At 70.7% G+C, this 19,205-nt stretch carries 17 protein-coding genes; 13 read left to right on the top strand and 4 right to left on the bottom strand.

The genetic code is table 11. The features are described 5' to 3' along the window. Positions 1-41: 41 nt before the first annotated feature. Entirely contained in the window at positions 42-1,607 is a 1,566-nt protein-coding gene (locus JCR33_RS00550; protein WP_198880059.1) for an FAD-dependent oxidoreductase, read from the top strand. Beyond that, positions 1,607-1,801: a DUF2783 domain-containing protein gene (locus JCR33_RS00545; protein ID WP_198880058.1), complete on the top strand. Its 195-nt coding sequence runs from the start codon at positions 1,607-1,609 to the stop codon at positions 1,799-1,801. Before JCR33_RS00550 ends, JCR33_RS00545 begins: the two co-directional genes overlap by 1 nt. Positions 1,802-1,903: 102 nt before the next feature. On the opposite strand, the gene rpmE is transcribed toward JCR33_RS00545, so the two are convergent. Beyond that, the gene (gene rpmE / locus JCR33_RS00540) at positions 1,904-2,128 is read right to left on the bottom strand and encodes a 50S ribosomal protein L31 (protein ID WP_198880057.1); all 225 of its coding nucleotides are present in this window, start codon (positions 2,126-2,128) and stop codon (positions 1,904-1,906) included. 171 nt (positions 2,129-2,299) lie between these two features. On the opposite strand from rpmE, the gene JCR33_RS00535 reads away from it, so the two are divergent. The 3 genes from JCR33_RS00535 (at position 2,300) to JCR33_RS00525 (ending at position 6,211) form a co-directional block, all read left to right on the top strand. Continuing rightward, positions 2,300-4,132 (top strand): ABC transporter transmembrane domain-containing protein, encoded by a 1,833-nt coding sequence (locus JCR33_RS00535; RefSeq protein WP_198880056.1) that lies wholly within the window; start codon positions 2,300-2,302, stop codon positions 4,130-4,132. Positions 4,133-4,181: 49 nt separating this feature from the next. Further along, positions 4,182-4,517, top strand: coding sequence for a DMT family transporter (locus tag JCR33_RS00530; protein WP_198880055.1), 336 nt, complete (start codon positions 4,182-4,184; stop codon positions 4,515-4,517). 320 nt (positions 4,518-4,837) lie between these two features. Then, a complete protein-coding gene (locus JCR33_RS00525) occupies positions 4,838-6,211 on the top strand; it encodes a hypothetical protein (protein ID WP_198880054.1) in 1,374 nt (457 codons plus the stop codon). 39 nt (positions 6,212-6,250) lie between these two features. Here the strand turns inward: JCR33_RS00525 and JCR33_RS00520 are convergent, their stop codons facing one another. Both JCR33_RS00520 and JCR33_RS00515 read right to left on the bottom strand, forming a co-directional pair. Further along, on the bottom strand, positions 6,251-7,438 hold the full coding sequence (locus JCR33_RS00520) for an amidohydrolase family protein (RefSeq protein ID WP_198880053.1): 1,188 nt from the start codon (positions 7,436-7,438) through the stop codon (positions 6,251-6,253). Further along, the gene (locus JCR33_RS00515) at positions 7,435-8,016 is read right to left on the bottom strand and encodes an amino acid synthesis family protein (protein WP_198880052.1); all 582 of its coding nucleotides are present in this window, start codon (positions 8,014-8,016) and stop codon (positions 7,435-7,437) included. The genes JCR33_RS00520 and JCR33_RS00515 overlap by 4 nt, the downstream gene beginning before the upstream one ends. A gap of 257 nt (positions 8,017-8,273) precedes the next feature. Here JCR33_RS00515 and JCR33_RS00510 point away from each other — a divergent pair, with 257 nt between their 5' ends. From JCR33_RS00510 to JCR33_RS00475, 8 genes are all read left to right on the top strand, one after another. Further along, positions 8,274-9,269 (top strand): TRAP transporter substrate-binding protein, encoded by a 996-nt coding sequence (locus JCR33_RS00510; RefSeq protein ID WP_198880051.1) that lies wholly within the window; start codon positions 8,274-8,276, stop codon positions 9,267-9,269. Positions 9,270-9,307: 38 nt separating this feature from the next. Continuing rightward, positions 9,308-9,790 carry a TRAP transporter small permease gene (locus JCR33_RS00505; RefSeq protein WP_198880050.1) on the top strand — a complete coding sequence of 161 codons (483 nt, stop codon included), beginning with the start codon at positions 9,308-9,310 and terminating at the stop codon, positions 9,788-9,790. Between the two features lie 4 nt (positions 9,791-9,794). Next, positions 9,795-11,054, top strand: a complete 1,260-nt coding sequence (locus JCR33_RS00500) for a TRAP transporter large permease (RefSeq protein WP_198880049.1) — start codon at positions 9,795-9,797, stop codon at positions 11,052-11,054. Positions 11,055-11,080: 26 nt separating this feature from the next. Continuing rightward, complete coding sequence (locus JCR33_RS00495; protein ID WP_198880048.1) at positions 11,081-12,490, top strand: aminotransferase-like domain-containing protein; 1,410 nt, start codon at positions 11,081-11,083, stop codon at positions 12,488-12,490. A 111-nt stretch (positions 12,491-12,601) separates the two neighbouring features. After that, complete coding sequence (locus JCR33_RS00490) at positions 12,602-13,720, top strand: pyridoxal phosphate-dependent aminotransferase (RefSeq protein ID WP_198880047.1); 1,119 nt, start codon at positions 12,602-12,604, stop codon at positions 13,718-13,720. Between the two features lie 15 nt (positions 13,721-13,735). Continuing rightward, on the top strand, positions 13,736-15,847 hold the full coding sequence (locus JCR33_RS00485; protein ID WP_198880046.1) for a hydantoinase/oxoprolinase family protein: 2,112 nt from the start codon (positions 13,736-13,738) through the stop codon (positions 15,845-15,847). Further along, positions 15,844-17,499 carry a hydantoinase B/oxoprolinase family protein gene (locus tag JCR33_RS00480; RefSeq protein ID WP_198880045.1) on the top strand — a complete coding sequence of 552 codons (1,656 nt, stop codon included), beginning with the start codon at positions 15,844-15,846 and terminating at the stop codon, positions 17,497-17,499. Before JCR33_RS00485 ends, JCR33_RS00480 begins: the two co-directional genes overlap by 4 nt. Beyond that, the gene (locus JCR33_RS00475) at positions 17,496-18,179 is read left to right on the top strand and encodes a maleate cis-trans isomerase family protein (RefSeq protein WP_198880044.1); all 684 of its coding nucleotides are present in this window, start codon (positions 17,496-17,498) and stop codon (positions 18,177-18,179) included. The genes JCR33_RS00480 and JCR33_RS00475 overlap by 4 nt, the downstream gene beginning before the upstream one ends. A gap of 13 nt (positions 18,180-18,192) precedes the next feature. Here JCR33_RS00475 and JCR33_RS00470 read toward each other — a convergent pair whose 3' ends face one another. Further along, complete coding sequence (locus tag JCR33_RS00470) at positions 18,193-19,164, bottom strand: helix-turn-helix domain-containing GNAT family N-acetyltransferase (protein WP_198880043.1); 972 nt, start codon at positions 19,162-19,164, stop codon at positions 18,193-18,195. Positions 19,165-19,205 lie beyond the last annotated feature (41 nt).

The following is a 19,205-nucleotide window of genomic DNA, read 5'->3' as shown; positions in this document are numbered from 1 at the left end:
CGCCGATGGAGCGGCGGGACGCTGACATCAGGGAGAACGCCATGCCGCGCTACACGTATCGGCCGTTCGACTACGTCGCGCCGCCGGAGCTGACGGGAGGCCCGGTGCGGGACGCGCCCGTCGTCATCGTCGGCGCCGGCCCCATCGGCCTCGCCGCCGCCATCGATCTCGCGCTCCACGGGGTCGCGAGCGTCGTCGTCGACGAGAGCGACGTCGTCTCCGTCGGCTCGCGCGCGATCTGCTGGGCCAAGCGGACGCTCGAGATCTTCGACCGCCTCGGCGTCGGCGAGCGCATGGTGGAAAAGGGGGTGACGTGGAAGGTCGGCCGCCTCTTCCACGGCGAGCGCGAGGTCTATTCCTTCGACCTCCTGCCGGAGGACGGGCACAAAATGCCCGCCTTCATCAACCTCCAGCAATATTATGTCGAAGAGTATCTCGTCGATCGCGCCCGCGACTTTCCCGAGCTGATCGACCTGCGCTGGAAGAGCCGCCTCGTCGGCCTGGCGCAAACCGAAGCGGGCGTCACCGCCACCATCGAGACGCCGGACGGGCGCTACGATCTCGCCGGCCGCTACCTGATCGCCGCCGATGGCTCGCGCTCCACCATTCGGCACCTGATGGGGCTGGAGTTCGAGGGGACCACCTTCGAGGACCGCTTCCTCATCGCCGACGTGGAGATGACGGCCGACTTCCCCTCCGAGCGCTGGTTCTGGTTCGAGCCGCCCTTCCACCCCGGCCAGACCGCCCTCCTCCACAAGCAGCCGGACGACATCTACCGCATCGACCTGCAGCTCGACGCGAGCGCCGACCCGGAGGTGGAGAAGCGGCCCGAGAACGTGATTCCCCGCATCGAGAAGGCCGTCGGCGGCCGCCCCTTCACCCTCGACTGGGTCTCGCTCTACACGTTCCGCTGCGTCCGCCTCGCCCGCTTCGTCCACGGGCGGGTGATTTTCGCCGGCGACAGCGCCCACGTGGTGAGCCCGTTCGGTGCCCGCGGCGGCAACGGCGGCATCCAGGACGTCGACAATCTCGCCTGGAAGCTCGCCGCCGTGGTGAAGGGCGAGGCCGATGCGGCGCTGCTCGAGACCTACGATCGCGAGCGCGTCCACGCGACGGACGAGAACATCACGAACTCGTCCCGCTCCACCAACTTCATGTCGCCGCGCACGCCGATGGAGCGCCTCTTCCGCGACCAGCTCCTGGCGCTCGCGGAGGACCATCCCTTCGCCCGGCCGATGATCAACTCCGGCCGCCTCTCCCGCCCCGCATCACTGCGCGGGCACGTTGCCGCCGCCCCCGACGGTGGCGGCGGACCGGTTCATCCCGGTGACCCGTGCCCCGACGCCCCGCTCGACGGCGGCTTCCTGCTCGAGCGTCTCGGCGGGCGCTTTTCGCTGCTCGCGATCGGCACGGCGGCGCCGGCGACCTTACTCCCCGTGCTGACGCTCGGTTCCGAGAGCCTTGCCGCCGAACGCTACGGACGCGGCCTCTTCCTGGTGCGGCCCGACCAGCATATCGCCGCGAGCTGGGCGCCGGGCGAGGCCGGCACCGCCGAGATCGACGCCGCCGTGGAGGCCGCCTCGGCCCGCACCAAGGAGCTCGCCTGATGGACAGCGCCACCTACCGTCTCGGCCTCGACGGCGACGAGATCTACGCCGAGCTCCTCGCCCTCCACGAGGGCCTGTCCGAGGCGGAGAGCGCGGCGCTCAACGCGCGCCTGGTGCTCCTCCTCGTCAACGCGGTGGGCGAGCGCTCGCGCGTCGAGGCCGCGTTCGCGGCGGCCCGGCGACCGAAGGGCTGAGCCCGCACCGGCCGCACGCCGGACGCGCGAAAACGCCGCCGCAGGGTGCGACGGCGTTTCGGGATCCGCAAAACAGTGGCGCGACGCGACGTCGCGCCGGCATCACATGCCGGGGATGCCCTTGAACTTGTTGTTGAAGCGCGAAATGCGGCCGCCACGGTCGAGCAGCGTCTGCTGACCGCCCGTCCACGCCGGATGGGTGCGCGGGTCGATGTCGAGGCGGATGGTGTCGCCCGCCTGGCCGGAGCAGGAGCGGGTCATATACTCGGTGCCGTCGGTCATCACGACGGTGACCGCGTGATAGTCCGGGTGGATGTCCTTCTTCATGGCGGATCCTCAGAGCCTTCGTCGGTGTCGGCAGGCCTCGCCGGCGAAAAAACCGCAGTATCGAAGGCCATGCGATATGGGAACCCGTGGCATCTAGCCCTTCGCGAGGCCGGGCGCAAGTTGCAGAATGTTGCACATTGACATTAGTCGCGTGCGGGAGTTGGGAGAGGCATGCGATTTGGTCGAAAGAAAGTGGCGCCCGCCGCCGACCCCTCATCCCGCGGCGGACGGCGCGAGCGCGTGCCGCTGAAGCCGCTCGGCTTCCTCGCCCCCTACGCGCTGCGCTATCGGGGCCGCCTCACCCTCGCGGTGCTCGCCATGCTCGCGGCGACCATCGCCACCCTCGCCGTCCCGCTCGCCGTGCGCCGGGTCATCGACTTCGGCTTCGGCACCGACAACGCGGATTTCGTCGACGCCTATTTCGGCATGCTCATCGTGGTGGCGGCGGCACTCGCGGTGGCTTCCTCCATGCGCTACTACCTCGTGACCACGCTCGGCGAGCGCGTCGTCGCCGACCTGCGGTCCGACGTGTTCGCGCGTGTGATGTCGCTCTCCCCGGCCTTCTTCGACCGCACCCTCTCCGGCGAGATCGTCTCGCGCCTCACCGCCGACACCACCCAGATCAAGGCGGCCGTGGGGGCGAGCGCCTCGGTGGCGCTGCGCAACTTCCTGATGTTCGTCGGCGCCATCGCCATGATGGTGATCACGAGCCCCACCCTGTCGGGCGTGGCGCTGCTCGCGATCCCGCTCCTGGTGCTGCCCCTCGTGGCGCTCGGCCGCATGGTGCGCCGCAAGTCGCGCGCCGCACAGGATACGCTCGCCGGCATCTCCGCCTACGCCACGGAGGCGATCGGCGCGGTGCGCACGCTCCAGTCCTTCGTCGCCGAAGGGCGCGTCGCCGAGCGCTATCGAGCCGGGGCGCTCGAGGCGTTCGAGAGCGCGCGCGGAGCCACGGCGGCGCGCGCCGCGCTCACCGCCATCGTCATCTTCATCGTGTTCTCCGCCATCGTCGGCGTGCTGTGGCTCGGCGCGCAGCACGTGTTGTCGGGCGAGTTGACGGCCGGCGCGCTCGGCCAGTTCGTGCTCTATGCGGTGTTCGCGGCGGGGGCCCTGTCGGAACTCAGCCAGGTGTGGGGCGAAGTGGAGCAGACGGCCGGCGCCGCCGAGCGTCTCGCCCATCTCGCCGCCGAAGTGCCCGACATCGAGAGCCCGACGCATCCGGTGGCGCTTCCCGAACCGGCCCAGGGCGCCGTCACCTTCGAGAATGTGCGCTTCGCCTATCCCGCCGACCCGACCCGCCCCATCCTCAACGGCATCGACCTCAAGGTCGCGCCGGGCGAGACGGTGGCGCTCGTCGGTCCCTCCGGCGCCGGCAAGACCACCCTCTTCCAGCTCATCGCGCGCAGCTACGACGTCGCGGGCGGGCGCGTCCGCGTCGACGGTGTCGACGTGCGCGAGGCCGACCTCACGGCGCTGCGCTCGCGCGTCGCGGTGGTGCCCCAGGATACGATGGTCCTCGCCGCCTCGATCGCCGAGAACATCCGCATCGGCCGCCCGAGCGCCACCGACGCGGAGGTGAAGGCCGCCGCCGAGGCCGCCCGCGTCGCCCCCTTCGTCGCGAAGCTTCCGGACGGCTACGACACGATCGTGGGCGAGCGGGGCGTCACCCTCTCGGGCGGACAGCGGCAGCGCATCGCCATCGCCCGCGCGCTCCTCAAGGACGAGCCGATCCTGCTTCTCGACGAGGCGACCTCCAGCCTCGACGCCGAGAGCGAAGCGCTGATCCAGGAGGCGCTGGAGCGGCTGATGGTCGACCGCACCACCCTCGTCATCGCCCACCGCCTCGCCACGGTGGTGAACGCCGACCGCATCGTGGTCCTCGACGAAGGGCGCATCGTGGAGACCGGCACCCACGCCGAGCTGACGCGCCGCGACGGTGTCTACGCCCGCCTCGCCACCCTCCAGTTCGGCGAACATCAGCGCGAGACCATCGACGCCGTGTAGCGCGGCCGCCGCTCCCTGCGGACAAATCGGCCCCAGCGAGAGACCCGCCGTGAACGCCACGCACCTTCTCCTCGGCACCGCGATCGTGCTCGAGGTCATCGCCACGATGGCGCTGTCGCGCTCGGCGGGCTTCACGCGCCTGGTGCCGAGCCTCATCACCATCCTCGGCTACGCCCTCGCCCTGTGGCTCCTCACCTTTCCCATGCGCACGATGCCGACGGGCGTCGTCTACGCCATCTGGGGCGGCCTCGGGGTGGTCCTCGTCACGGCGATCGGCTGGTTCCGCTACGGCGAGGCGCTCGACGCGCCGGCGATGATGGGCATCGGTCTCATCATCGCGGGCGTCGTCGTCATCAACCTCTTCTCCTCCACCGTCGGCCACTGACGCGGCGGGTGGCCGGCGGAGGGGCCATCCCTCGCGTCCGCGATGGCGCACCGCAGCGCGGGATTCGGCAGCCACACCGCCGTGGCGGCGCCCGCCCTCTCCACCGATCTCGCAGGTGCAGCAGTAGCGGTCGCCGAACGGATCGGCTATCCCATGATCATGATCGCCCCCGTCCCCGACGACGCTCACAGGTTCGGACATCGTCCGCGCGTCCGCCCGCGCCTTCCCCGGCGAGACCGGGACGGGACGAGGGCCGTCGCCTCCGACCGCCGCGGTCGCGCACGCCGGCCGGCGCCTCACCCGCGCGTCGGCCGCGCCTGATGCGGCCGGGGGTCCCCACCCGACGCCGCGACGACGTCGTCGCCCTCGGGGTGCTGACGCTGATCGTGTGCGCGTCGGCGATGACGTCCGGCGCCCCGCGCTCGCTCGCGATCGTCTCGGCGCTCGCGGTGGTGGTGCTCGTCGTGCTCGCCGGCCGACGCATGCCGCGCCGCCTCGCGCTGATGACGATCGGCATGGCGACGGCGGCGATCGTCCTCCTCCCGGTCACGCCCGCGCCCCGCGCCTCCGTCGGCCAGGGCCTCGCGATCGGCGGGGTGTTCATCTCGCTGATGTCGAGCGTGTCGCTCCTCGTCGCGGTGGCGCGCCGCAGCCGCCTCTTCTCCTCGATCTCCGCGGCTCTCTTCCGGCCCGACCTCGTGGCACCCAACGTGTTCGTCACCGGCGTCGCCCACCTCTTCCCCGCCCTCCTCAACATCGGCGGCTCGGTGCTCTTGTGCGAGATGACGAGCGCCACGCGAAAGGTCGACGAGGAGCCGCCCATGGCGGTGCTCGCGGTGATCCATCGCGGCTTCCTGGCGGCCTGCTGCTGGAGCCCGATCTTCGGCAACATGGCGCTGATCCTGCTCGTCTATCCCGAGCTCGAGTGGCCGGACGTCGCGCCCTACGGGCTCGGCCTCGGCCTCTTCGCCTCGCTCGTATCGCTCGCCGTCGGCCCGTCCGTCGCGAGCAAGACGACGGCGAAGCGGGGCGGCGCCGGCGCGCTCATTCGCGCCCTCCTGCCGCTCATCGGGCTGATGGCGGTGTTCCTCGCCTCCAGCCTCCTCCTCCACGCCGTGACGGGGATGCCGACGGCGATCGTCATCGTCGTCCAGACACCGGTCTACGCCTTCATCTGTCACCGCCTCCTCGCCGGCGACATCCGCACCGCCGCGACCGAGCTCGTGGGCGACGCGCGGCGCATCCTGCCGAGCGTCGCGCCCGAGGCGCTGTTCTTCGCCGCCGGCGGAACGATGATGATGGTTCTCTCCGGCGCCATCCCGCCCGCCGCCGTCGCCACCATCGGGGGATGGGTGTCGGGCTCGGCGCCGTTGTCGATCCTCACCCTCCTGGGGCTCGCGCTCGCCTTCTCGGCGACCGGCGTCCACCCTTTCCTCGCCGCCGTGTTCCTCGCGCACACGCTGCCGCCGCAGATGCTCGGGCTCGCCCCGCTCCCCCACTTCGCCACCGTGCTGCTCGCCTCGGCGCTGTCGTTCGGCAGCAGCCCCTACACGCTGCTGTCGCTGGTGGTGTCGCGCTACTCGCGCCGCTCGCCCTTCGCGCTCGTCTACGGCCTCAACGGCCCCTTCCTCGCCGTGTCCCTCGGCGGCGGCGTCCTCATCCTGTGGACCATCGCCGCGCTGACCGGCCCCTGAGCCGGCCGGCGACCGCGCCCACCCGCCGACGCCGCGGACCTAGTGCGCCGCGCCGTCGAACCTCTCCACCACATTGCTGTGGGCGACGCGGACCGTGCGCTGGGTCTGCGGGGTGTTGCGGCTGCGGCCCACGAAGCGCGGGACGCCCGCGGTGACGACGGCGCCGACGGCCGGAATGTCGCCGTTGCGCAGCCCCGACAGCGCGTCGTCCTGCGAGCCGCCGGCACAGGCGTCGATCAGCACCAGGTCGGCATCGCGCCCCGGCGCCAGGATGCCGCTGTTCAGCCGATAGACGCGGGCGTTGTTGCCGGTCGCCGCAGCGACCGCGATCTCGGGCGCCATGCCGCCCAGGGAGACGAGGTGGCTGATGGTGTAGAAGATGCCGAGGGGCATGATGCCGCTGCCCGTCGGCGTGTCGGTGGCGATCAGGAGGCGTTCCAGCGCCCCGGCCCCGGTGAGGAGCTCTGCCGTGAGCAGCGTGGTGCGCAGATTGCCGGCGGTACAGACCTGCAAGGCGATCTCGGACTCCTCGACGAGGCGGGCAAACCCCGCCTCCGGCATCGCCGTCGGCCCGCCGTTGACGTGGTAGGAGACGTCCGGCCGGATCGCGAGGAGGTTCTCCGCCCAGATCCCGCTCGAGCCGGGGATCGACGAGCCGCCGGTGTGGACCATGGAGACCATGCCGTGCGCCCGCGCCATGGCGACGAAGGGGGCGTACTCGTCGGGATCGGTGAAGTCGCCGAAGCCCGCCTTCACCATCCAGACGCCGAGGGCGGCGAGCTCGGCGAAGTCGGCCTCGGTCAAGCCCGGCTCCAGGATGAGCGAGCCGGCGTGGACCCGCATGCCGCCGGGGCGGTACTCGGCGAACGACTTCATCGCCGCGACGGCGAGCGCCTTGACACCGGCGGGGTCGCGCGGCCGTCCGGGCACGTGGACCTCCGAGGCGGAGATCGCGGTGGTCACGCCGCCGTGCACGTAGCTTTCCAGAAACCCCACGGTGCGCTGGCGTGGAGTGTAGTCCCCGAAGGTGATGTGAACGTGGCTGTCGATCAGCCCCGGCATCGCGACCGTTCCGGCGGCGTCGATCACCACGTCGCAGTCGGGCGGGCAATCGGTGCCGATCGTCTCGATCCTACCCTCGTTCATGACGATGACGTCGCCCGCGGCGAACGGTGCCGCGAGATCGCCCGTCAGGATGCTGCCGATGTTGACGACGGCGACTTTCATTTGCCGGCCGCCTCGCGGGCCATCACCTCGTCGTGGGTGAGGCCGCCGACGCGCGCGTTGAGCCGCCCGCCGGTGGCAAAGCACACGATGACGGCGATCTCGTCCGGCATCGGCGCGTCGGGCAGCACCAGCGACATGCCGTCATAGTGGGAGCGGACGTAGACGTCGTCCTTGTGGTTCATCGGAATGTCGATCAGCGTGCCCGGCGCGGCGACCTTCGTCATCGACGAGATCCACGCCTTGCCGCCGCCGATCGCCTCGCGCACGGGGTCGGCGAAGCGCGTGGTCAGCAGCGCGTTGGCGTGCTCCTGCTCGCCGGCGAGGCCGACGATGCCGCCCTTGCCGTAGCTCTGCACCTCGCCGGGGGCGAAGTGGCGGCGGGCGGTGTCGCCGATCATCTCGCCGAGTTCCACCGAAGCGGCGATGGCGGGGCCGAGGTCGGCGACATATTCGCCGAGCCACGCATTCTCCACCACCACGGCGACGGCGAGCTTGCGCAGCGGCGTCGCCGCGGCGATGCCCGCCTCCTCCCGTTTGATGGTCTCGAACGTGTATGTTCGTCGGATACTCAGCGCCATTGTCATGCTCCACCCACGGGACATTGCGACATTAGACCGCCCGAGTGGCGAGTCAATTTGTGTCAACAGGCCGCAATTGACGCATACCGAAACCGCGAGAACGGCGCCGCCCCTGGGCTTTCGACCCCATCCACTCGCCAGCGAGGGCGAACACGAAATAGGCATCCGGCGAAAATTGCTGCAATCAATGCCACAAAAAAGTCATTGCAATTATCGGCCGAGGTAGGATGCTTTGGTGAAAATGGAGGAGTAGATCAATGCAGCGACGCACCTTCCTCAAGGGCATTCGATCCGCGGCCGTCATCGCCGCGATGGCCGGCTCGGCCGCACTCGCCCCCGCAGAGGCGCAAGAGATCGTCTTCAAGCTGGCGCATGAAGCCCCCGCCACCGCCATCAAGGGCCGCACGGCGGACCTCTTCGCCGAGCTCGTCGCGAAGTACACCGACGGCTCGGTCAAGATCGAAGTCTATCCCGGCGGCCAGCTCGTCCCGACCGTGGAGGAGATCCGCGCCGCCGCCCGCGGGCAGGTGGACATCATCGCCCCCTACACGAGCTACTATTCCTCCATCGACCCGCTGTGGGACATCTTCTATCAGCCGATGCTGTTCTCCTCGCCCAAGCAGGCGATGGAGGTGTTCTCCGGCGAGATCGGACAGAAGCTCCTCGCAAACCTCGAGTCGCGACGCCTCAAGGGCCTCGCCATCTGGCACGACGGACCGGTCTACACCTTCACCACCGACAAGCCGGCCACGACGCCCGACGTCCTGAGCGGCATGAAGGTCCGCGTCGCCCCCTCCAAGCCGCTGGAATCGATGCTCTCCAAGGCCGGCGCCGCACCGATCTCGATGCCCGCCACCGAGGTCTATCTGGCGCTGCAGCAGGGCACCGTCGACGGCGTCGTCACCACCCCGACCTATGCCGCCCCCGCGCGCTGGGGCGAGGTCTTGAAGACCATGACGCGCGCGCTCTGGGGCGTCGGCGGCTACGGCGTCGCGATGAACGCCAAGAGCTTCGCCTCGATGTCGGCCGAGCAGCAGGAAGGCTTCCTGCGCGCCATGAAGGAAGCGACGGAGTGGAATCAGGCGCAGACTCTTGAGAACATCGCGAAGTCCGAATCGATGCTCAAGGAGAGCGGCATGACCATCGTCGACCTGACGGACGAGCAGAAGGCCGCCTGGATGCCCCTCGCCGAGGCGGTGTGGGCCGAGCAGAGCGACGACATCAAGGCGATGATCGACACCATCCGCCAATAGTCCCGCGCGCAATGCGAGCCCTCCGCTTCTGGGATGCCTTGGAGGAACAGGCCGGCGGCCTGTTCCTCTTCGTTGCCGTCGCGCTGGTGTTCGCCCAGATCGTCCTGCGCGTGGTGTTCAATATCGGGATCAGCGGCGTCTACGAGCTCGCCACCTTCTCGGCGACGTTCAGCGTGCTGCTGACGGCGAGCCTCGGGGTGAAGCGCAACACCCATGTGCGCGTCGACATCCTGCGTAATCTCCTGAGCCGGCGCGGCGCCCTCGTCCTCGAAACCGTGGTGCAGGTGCTGATGCTCACCGTGTCGCTCGCGCTTCTTTATTCCGGCTGGCTGCTCGTCGACGAAAGCCTCCTCTTCGGCGACCACACCACCGGAACGATCGAGATTCCCATGTGGGCCCCGCAACTCATCATGCCGATCGCCGGCGCCCTCCTCACTCTGCGCACACTCCAGCGGATCCTCTCGCTGATCCGCACGCCGGACGCCGTGCTGCAATCGCCGACGCCGGGCGCGGTGGACTGAGCCGATGTGGTTGAGCCTCGGCCTCTTCGCCGGCGGCGCCCTGCTCGGCGCGCCGATCGCCTTCGCCCTCGTCCTCGCCGGCTTCGGCTACATGCTCGTCGCGGGCGACTATCCGAGCAGCGTCTCCGCCTACCTCTTCGCCACGCTCAATTCGAGCACGCTGCTGTCGATCCCCTTCTTCATCCTGGCGGCGGAGATCCTGAACCAGAGCGGGGCCACGCGCAGCCTGGTCAAGATGATCGACGCCTGGATCGGCCACAACAGCGGCGGCCTGCCGGTGGTCGCGGTGGTGGCGGTCGCCTTCTTCTCGGCGATCTGCGGGTCCTCGGCCGCGACGGCCGCCGCGATCGGCTCCATCATGATCCCGGAGATGATCGAGCGCGGCTACGGCCGGCGCTTCTCGATCGGTCTTATCGCCGCCGCGGGCGGGATCGGCATCCTCATCCCGCCGTCGATCCCGCTCATCGTCTACGGCATGGTCGCGGAGACCTCGATCGCCGCCCTCTTCAGCGCCGCCACGCTGCCGGGCATCGCCCTCGCCGCCATTTTGTGCGCCATCGCCTACGTCGTGGGCCGGCGCACCGAAACCGCCCGCTCGCCCCGGCGCTCGTGGGCGGAGCGGGTCACAGCGACGCGCCGGTCGCTCGGCATCCTCTTCCTGCCCGTCATCATTCTGGGCGGCATCTACAGCGGCATCTTCACCCCGACGGAGAGCGCGGCGATCGCCTGCATCTACGCCCTCCTCCTCGCCGTCACCGTGCACCGGGTGTCGCTGACGGCGTTGCCGCGGATGCTGACGACGGCGGCGGCCACCGCCTCGATGGTCATGCTGATCCTCGCCGCCGCCAACCTCTTCAGCTACGGCCTCACCGCCGAGCGCGTGCCCCACGCCGTGTTCGAGTGGCTGATGGCGCTGGAGCTGGATCGCTGGCAGCTCCTCCTCGGGCTGATGCTCTTCTTCGTCCTCGCCGGCATGTTCCTGGAGGTGATCTCGATCATCCTCATCACCATGCCGATCCTGCTGCCGGTGCTCGCCGCGTCGGGGATCGACCCGATCTACTTCGCCGTGCTCCTGGTGGTGAACATGGAGCTCGCCGTCATCACCCCGCCGATCGGGCTCAACCTCTTCGTCATCAGCGCGGTGAGCGGGGTGCCGGTGACGGAGGTGATCCGCGGCGCGGTTCCCTTCGTGGCGGTAATCGTGGTGTTCCTGCTGGCGCTCATGTACCTGCCGGGCGTGGAAAGACTGGTATTGAGCTGGTGAACGCGCGCACGCACCGGAGGGAGCTCTTGGCGACGACGCAGACCGACGCGAACGGGACGGACATGGCGTGGCTCGACAGCGTGGCGACGCGGCCGGGCGCGAAATATGTCGCCATCGTCGACTCGCTGGCCGAGGCGATCCTCGCCGGGCGCCTGCCGATGGGCGAGCGGCTGCCGGCCCACCGCGAGCTCGCCCAGAAGCTCGGCGTGACCGTCGCCACCGTGACCAAGGCCTTCGCCGAGCTCGCACGTCAGGGCTACGTCGTCACCCGGCGCGGCTCCGGCACCTATGTGACGCGTCCCGCGGTGGTCGCCGCGGGCGCGCAGGCGACGGCGAGCGGACCCGTCGACCTCGCGGTGAACCGCCCCCCTTCCACCATCGCCGCCCCTTTCCTGAAGGAGGCGCTGCAGGAGGTGGCCGAGGGCGACATGGTGGACGTCTTCGGCTACGAGGCCGTGGGCGGCGCCGCCGCGGCGCGGGCGACGGGCTGCGCCTGGCTCGCCGAGCGCGGCATCGAGGCGGCGCCCGACAGCGTGTTCCTCACCGCCGGCGGCAATCAGGGACTGATGGCGGCGCTGAGCGCGCTGTGCCGGCCGGGCGAGCGCGTCGTCACCGAGGCGGTGAACTACACGGGCATCCGCCGCATGGCCCATCTCCTCGGCATCGAGCTCATGCCGGTGGTGACCGATGGCAAGGGCATGGTGCCCGAAGCCCTCGAGGCGGCCGCAGCGGCGTCCGGCGCCCGCGTCGTGCTCGCTACCCCGGTCACCCACAATCCGACCGGCGTCTCGATGGACGGAGCGCGCCGATCCGCCATCGCCGAGGTCGTGACGCGCGCCGATCTCCTGATGGTCGAGGACGACATCTACGGCCACCTCGCCGCGGCGGACGCGGACACCTTCTACGCGCGGCTGCCGAGCCGGACGCTGCACGTCACGAGCCTATCGAAGAGCATCAGCTCGGGCCTGCGCGTCGGCTGGCTCGCGGTGCCGGACGCGCTCGCGAGCGCGGTGCGCGACGCCCTCTACGGTACCGAGTGGACCGCGCCGGCGCTGCCCGCGGCCGTCGCCGGGCGGCTGATCGCCGCCGGCGCCCACCGCGAGATCATCGCTCGCCATCGCGAGGAGGCCGAGTGGCGCAGGACACTTGCGCTCAATCTCTTCGGCGACCTGATCGACCCGATGGACTCGCCCTCCTACCACGTGTGGCTGCGGCTCGATCCGACCGAGCGGGCGGATGCGATCCACACCGAGCTGCTGCGCGAGGGCATCGCGGTGTCGCCGGCCCATCACTTCGTGATCGGCGAGGCCGTGCCGCCGAACGCGCTGCGCCTGTCGCTCGGCGCGGTAAAGGAGCGGGCCGAGCTCCGCACCGCGCTGGAGCGCGTCGCCCGGCGCCTCGCCGGCGCGCGAACCGCCATCGGCGCCATTGCGTAGGACAATCAAACAAAATTGACCTAGTATTATTTACATAATTGTACGATCACATTATCCCATTGCTCGCGTCCGGAATTGGTGGACGGCGACCCTCGTAGCGGAGACGGATCCATGGCAAGCGTCAGCAACCCCATCCTGGTGACGGGCGAACCCTATACGCCCGGACTGACGCGCGAGGCGGTCTGCGAAACCTACGGCGTGCTGGTCGACGAGATCGCCAAGCTCGGCTCGGCGGAAAACCCGCTCGGCCCGTCGCCCAAGGCGCTGATCGCGATCGCCGCCGCGATGGGCCTCACCGAGCAGTATCCGAGCTGGACGGCCGAGCCGCTGCGCAAGGCGATCGCCGCCCGCTACGACGTCGCGCCCGACGAGGTCGTCTGCGGCACGGGCGAGACCGAGGTGATCTCGTTCATCATCCGCGCCTACGCGGGGGTGGGCGACAAGATCCTGATGTACCGCCCCTGCTTCCCGATCTACCACCTCTTCGCCGAGAACGAGGGGCGCGTGCCGGTCTATGTCGACATGGGCCGGGAGATGGACTTCCGCGTCGACGCCTACGTCGAGGCGCTGAAGAGCGAGCCCATCCGCATCGCCTTCCTCACCAACCCGCACAGCCCCTCCGGCAAGCTGATGGCGGAGGCCGATATCCGCCGCATCTGCGAGGCCGCCGGCGACGCCCTCGTCGTGATGGACGAGGCCTATATCCACTTCACCGAGACCGAGGGCAGCCTCCACCTCGTGAAGGAGTTCCCCAACCTCATCGTGCTGCGCACCTTCTCCAAGGCGTTCGGCCTCGCCGGGCTGCGGGCGGGCTTCGGCATCGCGGCGCCGGAGATCATCCGGCCGCTCTGGAACATCAAGCCCACCTGGAACATGGGCCACATGCAGATGGCCGGCGCCGCCGCCGCCCTCACCGATCACGAGCACATCCGCCGCACCGTCGACCTCATCGTGGAGATGCGCGGCTACATCGCCCAGCGCATGTCCGGTCTCACGGCGTTCCGCATGGTGCCCGGCTCGCGCTCCAACTTCTTCCTCATCGAGGTGATGGACGACCGGCTCGACTCCACCATCGTCTTCGAGAAACTGCTGGAGCGGGGCGTGATCATCAAGGACGGCTCGGTGTCCTTCCGCGGCCTCGACAAGCGCTTCCTGCGCTCCGACGTCGGCAGCAAAGTCAACATGGACCGCCTCGCCGACGCGCTCGCCGCCATCGAGCAAAGCCTCTAGGCGGGCAAGGTGCCCATGGCCGACCGCCCCAACGGATCGAGAGCGCTGCCGTCCATCGCCGTCGGGATCGACGTGGGCGGCACCTTCACCGACGCGATCGTCGCCGACCTTGCGACGGGCGCCTGCCTCGACGCCTTCAAGCTGCCCTCGACACCGCAGGATCCGGCGATCGCGGTGCTGCACGCCGTCGACCGCATCAAGGAGAGCCACCCGCTCGACGGCGTCATCATCTGCCACGGCACGACGGTCGGCACCAACGCGCTCATCGAGCGGCGCGGGGTGCGCACCGCCCTCGTCGCGACGGAAGGCTTCACCGACGTCATCGAGCTGCGCCGCCAGGCGCGGCCGGAGCTCTACACCTTCGACGTGCGGATCTCCGAGCCGCTGGTCGCCCCGGGCGACCGCTTCGGCCTCGCCGCCCGCACCGACGCCGAGGGGCGCGAGATCGCCCCGCTCCCCGACCTCGGCCCGCTCGTCGAGAAGCTGCGTGCGGCGGGCTTCGAAGCCGTCGCCGTCTGCCTCCTCCACGCCTACGCCGCGCCCGAGCACGAGCACGCCGTCGGGGCCGCCCTCGATGCCGCGCTGCCCGAGGCGTTCGTCTCCCTCTCCAGCGACGTCGCGCCGGAGATCGGCGAGTTCGAGCGCACCTCCACCACCGTGGTGAACGCCTATATCGGCCCGCGCGTGCGCGGCTATCTGGAGCGCCTCCACAAGGGTCTCGCGGAGCGCGGTGCCGGCGGGCTCGCGATCGTGAAGTCGAGCGGCGGGCTGACGACGCCGCAGAACGCCGCCCGCTATCCGGCCCACCTCGTGGAGTCGGGCCCCGCCGCCGGCCTCACCGCCAGCGCCCGCTTCGGCGCCACCATCGGCGAGCCCAACGTCCTCGCCTTCGACATGGGCGGCACCACCGCCAAGGCCGGAGTGGTGGTGGACGGCGAGCCGCGCATCATCACCGAATTCTACGCCGACAGCCTCGTCGAAGGCCGCCGCACAGGGGGATACCCCATCCTGTCGCCCGTCATCGACGTGGTGGAGATCGGCGCCGGCGGCGGCTCCATCGCCTATCTCGACGAGGCCGGCGTCCTCAAGGTCGGCCCGGAGAGCGCCGGCGCCTCGCCCGGCCCTGCATGCTACGGTAAGGGCGGCACGCGCCCCACCGTCACGGACGCGCACGCCGTCATCGGCACGCTGCGGCCGGGCCCGCTCGCGCAGGCCGGCATCACGCTGCGGCCCGACCTCGCGCGCATCGCCATCGACACCCACCTCGCCCGCCCCCTCGGCTGGGACGTCGCCCAGGCGGCCCACGCGATCCTCGAGATCGCCACCGCCAACATGGCGGAGATGGTGCGCCTCGCCACCGTGCGCCGCGGGCTCGACGTGCGCGACTTCACCATGGTGCCTTCCGGCGGCGCCGGCCCCCTCCATGCGAGCGCGATCGCCCGCGAGGTGGGGATCGAGCGGATCGCGGTGCCGCCGCTGCCGGGCATGTTCAGCGCCCTCGGCGCCACCCTCGCCCCGGTCCGCCACGACGTGAGCCGCTCCCTCGTCACCACCCTCGCCACGCTGACGGCCGACGCCCTCGCCGCCGCCTTCGTGCCGCTCATCGAGAAGATGGACGCCCTCTTCGCCGCCGAGACGATCCCGCTGCGGCCAGCCACCACGGCCCGCCTCGCCGACATCCGCTTCCGCGGCCAGCTCTTCGAGCTGTCGATCCCGCTCGGGGCGGGCGGCGAGCCCGTCCCGGAGCCGGCGGCGATCGATCGGGCCTTCCGCGACGCCTATGTCGCCGAGTACGGCTTCGATCTGCCGGGGTCCGAGGTCGAGCTCGTCAGTCTGCGTCTCGTCGCCACCGCCGAGCGCGAGGGTGGAGCGACCACCGCGACCCTCGCCCCCGACGCGGCGAGCCTCGTCGAGGACGGCGCCGTCCTCGGACGGGACGGAGCGGCGATCCCCACCCGCTTTCTCGACGCCGCCGCGCTCGGCGCCGGCCACACCCTCGCCGGACCCGCCGTCGTCGCCGTCGGCGGCGCCACGGTGTGGATCGACGGTCCGGCCGAGATCACCCGCGGGGCGGACGGCGGGGTGCGCATCGCCCTCACCCCCCGCGCCGATCAGGAGGCCGCATGAGCGAGGACATCCTGCCGCCCGACGCTCTGATGCGCCGCGATCCCGTCACGTTCGAGATCGTCCGCAACAGCCTCTACGCGATCTGCGAGGAGATGCGCGACGTCCTGATGCGCACCTCCTTCTCGCCGCTCCTCAGCCTCTCGGCGGACCTTTCCTGCGCGATCCTCGACGCGTGCGGCGAGGTGGCCGCGCAGGGCAACGACATCCCCGTCCATCTCGGCGCGATGCCCTTCACCGGCCGCGCCGTGCTCGAGGCCTTCCCCCGCGAGACCTGGCGCGAGGGCGACGGGGTGCTCCTCAACGACCCCTATCTCGGCGGCACTCACCTGCCCGACATGTCGCTCTTGTTGCCGGTCTTCGTCGACGGCGCGCTGATCGGCTTCACGGCGACGCGGGTGCACTGGCCGGACGTCGGCGGCATTGCCGCCGGCTCCTCCTCGATCGCCGACGAGATCATCAAGGAGGGGCTGCGCATCCCGCCGCTGAAGCTCATCGAGGGCGGCACGGTGCGGCAGGACGTGTTGAACCTGATCCTCGCCAACGTGCGAGTGCCGGGCGACCGGCTCGGCGACTTCCGCGCCCAACATGCGGCGAACCTGCGCGGCGTGCAGCGCCTCGCCGGGCTCGGCCGACGCTACGGGCGGGCGGTCACCGAGGCGGTGCTGTCGGAATCGCAGGCCCACTCCCACCTCAAGGTCCGCCATCGCCTCGCCGCCCTCCCCGACGCCACCGTCGAGGCGGCCGAAACGCTCGACGGCGACGGCTTCGGCACCACCGACACCACCGTGCGGGTGCGCATCGAAAAGCGCGGCGCCGACTTCCGCGTGGACTTTTCCGCCACGTCGCCGGCGGTGCGCGGTCCGATCAACGCGCCCCTCCCCGTCACCGCCTCGTCCGTCTACTACGTGCTGATGGGGCTCGCCGGCGGCGACATCCTGCCCAACTCGGGCGCCTACGCCGCGGCCGAGGTGACGGCGCCGGAAGGCAGCCTCGTGAACGCCGCCTATCCGCGGCCGGTGGTGGCGGCGAACACGGAGACGTCGAACCGCATCGTCGACACGCTGCTCGCCGCGCTCGCCAAGGCCTACCCCGACCGGGTGCCCGCCGGCAGCTATGGCTCGGCCTGCGTCTACACCCTCGGCGGAGACGATCCCCGCAGCGGCCGCCGCTTCGTGCACTACGAGACGATCGGCGGCGGCATGGGGGCGCGCCGCGGGGCGGCCGGGGTCGCCGGCATGCGCGTCCACATGGGCAACACCATGAACCTGCCGATCGAGGCGATGGAAGCTCAGCTTCCCTTGCGCTTCCACGCCTACGAGGTGGTGCGCGAGGCGGGCGGCGCGGGCCGCTGGCGCGGCGGCGGCGGGGTGCGCAAGGTGGTGGAGATGCTCGCCGACGGGGTCGCCGCCTCGGTGCTCGGCGAGCGCACCGCGAGCGCGGCCGCAGGCGTTGCCGGCGGCCGCCCCGGTGGTCTCGCCCGTTTCGTCGTCCATCGGCGGGGCGTCGCCTCCGAAACGCTCGGCGCCAAGAGCGGCCCCCATTCGCTGTCGCGCGGCGATCGCCTCGAAATGGTGACCGCCGGCGGTGGCGGCTGGGGCGAGCCGACGTCCGAAACCGCCGCCGCCCCCACCCACCAAGGAGACGCGCCATGAGCGCACCGACCCGCCCGCACCGCATCGGCCTCATCGTTCCCTCGTCGAACACGGTGATGGAGAACGACCTCCACCGCTCGCTGCCGAAGGAGCGCTTCACCGTCCATACGAGCCGCATGTATCTCGTCACCACCACGCGCGAGGCGGAGATCGAGATGATCGAGGCCTACGCCCCCAAGGCGGCGGAGGACGTGGGCACCGCCGATCTCGACCTCTTGGTGTTCGGCTGCACCTCCGCCGGCTCGCTGTTCGGCCTCGACTACGACCGCAAGGTCTGCGCCGGGCTCGGCGAGCGGGCGAAGGCGCCGGTGCTCGGCACGATCTCGGCCGTCAGCGAGGCGCTCGACCGCCGGGCCTTCGCGCGGATCGCGGTCATCACCCCCTATATCGACGACCTCACCCAGGCGGTGGCGGACGCCGCGACGGCGCCGGGGCGCGAGGTGGTCGCCGCCCACGGCATGGGCATTCACGTGAACGTCGCCCTCGCCGACCCGACCCCGGAGGACATCCTCGCCTTCGCCAAGGACCGCCTCGCCGGCGAGATGTTCGACGGCATCTTCGTCTCCTGCACCAACTTCCGCTCTCTCGAGGCGGTCCCGGCGCTCGAAGCGGCCTTCGGCGTGCCGGTGGTGACCAGCAACCGCGCCGTGCTCGAGGCGATCGAAGCCCGCTTCGCCTGAGGCTTAGCCGCTTCTATCGGCCACTTGGGCGCGGGGGCGTCGGTCGGCGGAACTCCTGTTCCATCACCTCCGCCCCCCACTGCCGGCCGGGCCGCTCCTCCACCAGCTCGAACCCGGCGCGCTCGTAGAGGCGCCGGGCGACGTCGAGGCTGCGGAAGGTCCATAGCCGCGTCAGCGGCATGCCCTCGCCGTCGACGAAGCGCAACGCGGCGTCGATGAGGGCCTTGCCGATCCCCCGCCCCCGCCCCCGCAACCGCTCCGCCATGATGAACCAGCGCAGATGGGCGGCGCCCCCGCCGAGGTCTTCGCCGTCGATCGCGATGGTGCCGACCGCCCGCCCGTCGATCGAGGCGACCCAGAAGCCGTTCGGCCCACCCTCGAGCCGTGAGAAGAACTCCGCCATCTCCGCCGCGAGTTTCGTCTCGAACGGCAGGCCGAAGCCGACCGTGCGCGCATAATATTCGGCGTGGAGCTCTACCGTCGTGCCGATGATCCCGGGTCGGTAGCCTTGCGTGACCGTCGCCGTCGGCGCGCCGGCGGCCGCGTCCGCCGGACGGCCGAGCGCCGCCGCGTAGGTTTCGAGGCCGCCCGCGATCGTCGCCACCTCCTTCGCCGACAGCGGTGCGATCGCCGCGGCGACCTGGTCGACGGCGTAGTCGGTGATGCCGGCGAGGCAGCCATGGCCGCGATCGGTCAGCGCGAGACGCTTGACGCGCGTGTCGCCCGCGTCGCGCCGTTCGGTGAGATAGCCGTCGGCCACCAGCGTTCTGAGAAGACGGCTGATGGTCGACTTTTCGAGGCGCAGCGCCTCGGCGAGCGCCCGCGCGTTCGCCGCCCGCCCGGACCCGATCTCGATCACCGCGTGGACGGCCGACGGCGACAGGTCGGCCCCGGCGAGCGTCGCCTCCATGAAGCCCAGCTCGCGGACCAGCCGACGCGAGGCGTCGCGGATTCGTTCGATCGTCGACAGGTCCGTTGCGGGCATCGTAGGCCGAGCATATAGTTGCTTTATACAACTATATGCCC

This window comes from Acuticoccus mangrovi, assembly GCF_016411865.1.
GTDB lineage: Bacteria > Pseudomonadota > Alphaproteobacteria > Rhizobiales > Amorphaceae > Acuticoccus > Acuticoccus mangrovi.
This window is presented reverse-complemented; position numbering and strand designations above follow the sequence as displayed.

Excerpts from the sequence above, each read along its gene's own strand:
- rpmE (WP_198880057.1), bottom strand. The coding sequence starts at position 2,128 with ATGAAGAAGGACATCCACCCGGACTATCACGCGGTCACCGTCGTGATG.
- JCR33_RS00490 (WP_198880047.1), top strand. The coding sequence starts at position 12,602 with ATGGCAAGCGTCAGCAACCCCATCCTGGTGACGGGCGAACCCTATACG.
- JCR33_RS00515 (WP_198880052.1), bottom strand. The coding sequence starts at position 8,016 with ATGGCGCTGAGTATCCGACGAACATACACGTTCGAGACCATCAAACGG.
- JCR33_RS00510 (WP_198880051.1), top strand. The coding sequence starts at position 8,274 with ATGCAGCGACGCACCTTCCTCAAGGGCATTCGATCCGCGGCCGTCATC.
- JCR33_RS00525 (WP_198880054.1), top strand. The coding sequence starts at position 4,838 with ATGCGGCCGGGGGTCCCCACCCGACGCCGCGACGACGTCGTCGCCCTC.
- JCR33_RS00470 (WP_198880043.1), bottom strand. The coding sequence starts at position 19,164 with ATGCCCGCAACGGACCTGTCGACGATCGAACGAATCCGCGACGCCTCG.
- JCR33_RS00500 (WP_198880049.1), top strand. The coding sequence starts at position 9,795 with ATGTGGTTGAGCCTCGGCCTCTTCGCCGGCGGCGCCCTGCTCGGCGCG.
- JCR33_RS00475 (WP_198880044.1), top strand. The coding sequence starts at position 17,496 with ATGAGCGCACCGACCCGCCCGCACCGCATCGGCCTCATCGTTCCCTCG.
- JCR33_RS00520 (WP_198880053.1), bottom strand. The coding sequence starts at position 7,438 with ATGAAAGTCGCCGTCGTCAACATCGGCAGCATCCTGACGGGCGATCTC.
- JCR33_RS00485 (WP_198880046.1), top strand. The coding sequence starts at position 13,736 with ATGGCCGACCGCCCCAACGGATCGAGAGCGCTGCCGTCCATCGCCGTC.
- JCR33_RS00480 (WP_198880045.1), top strand. The coding sequence starts at position 15,844 with ATGAGCGAGGACATCCTGCCGCCCGACGCTCTGATGCGCCGCGATCCC.
- JCR33_RS00545 (WP_198880058.1), top strand. The coding sequence starts at position 1,607 with ATGGACAGCGCCACCTACCGTCTCGGCCTCGACGGCGACGAGATCTAC.
- JCR33_RS00550 (WP_198880059.1), top strand. The coding sequence starts at position 42 with ATGCCGCGCTACACGTATCGGCCGTTCGACTACGTCGCGCCGCCGGAG.
- JCR33_RS00535 (WP_198880056.1), top strand. The coding sequence starts at position 2,300 with ATGCGATTTGGTCGAAAGAAAGTGGCGCCCGCCGCCGACCCCTCATCC.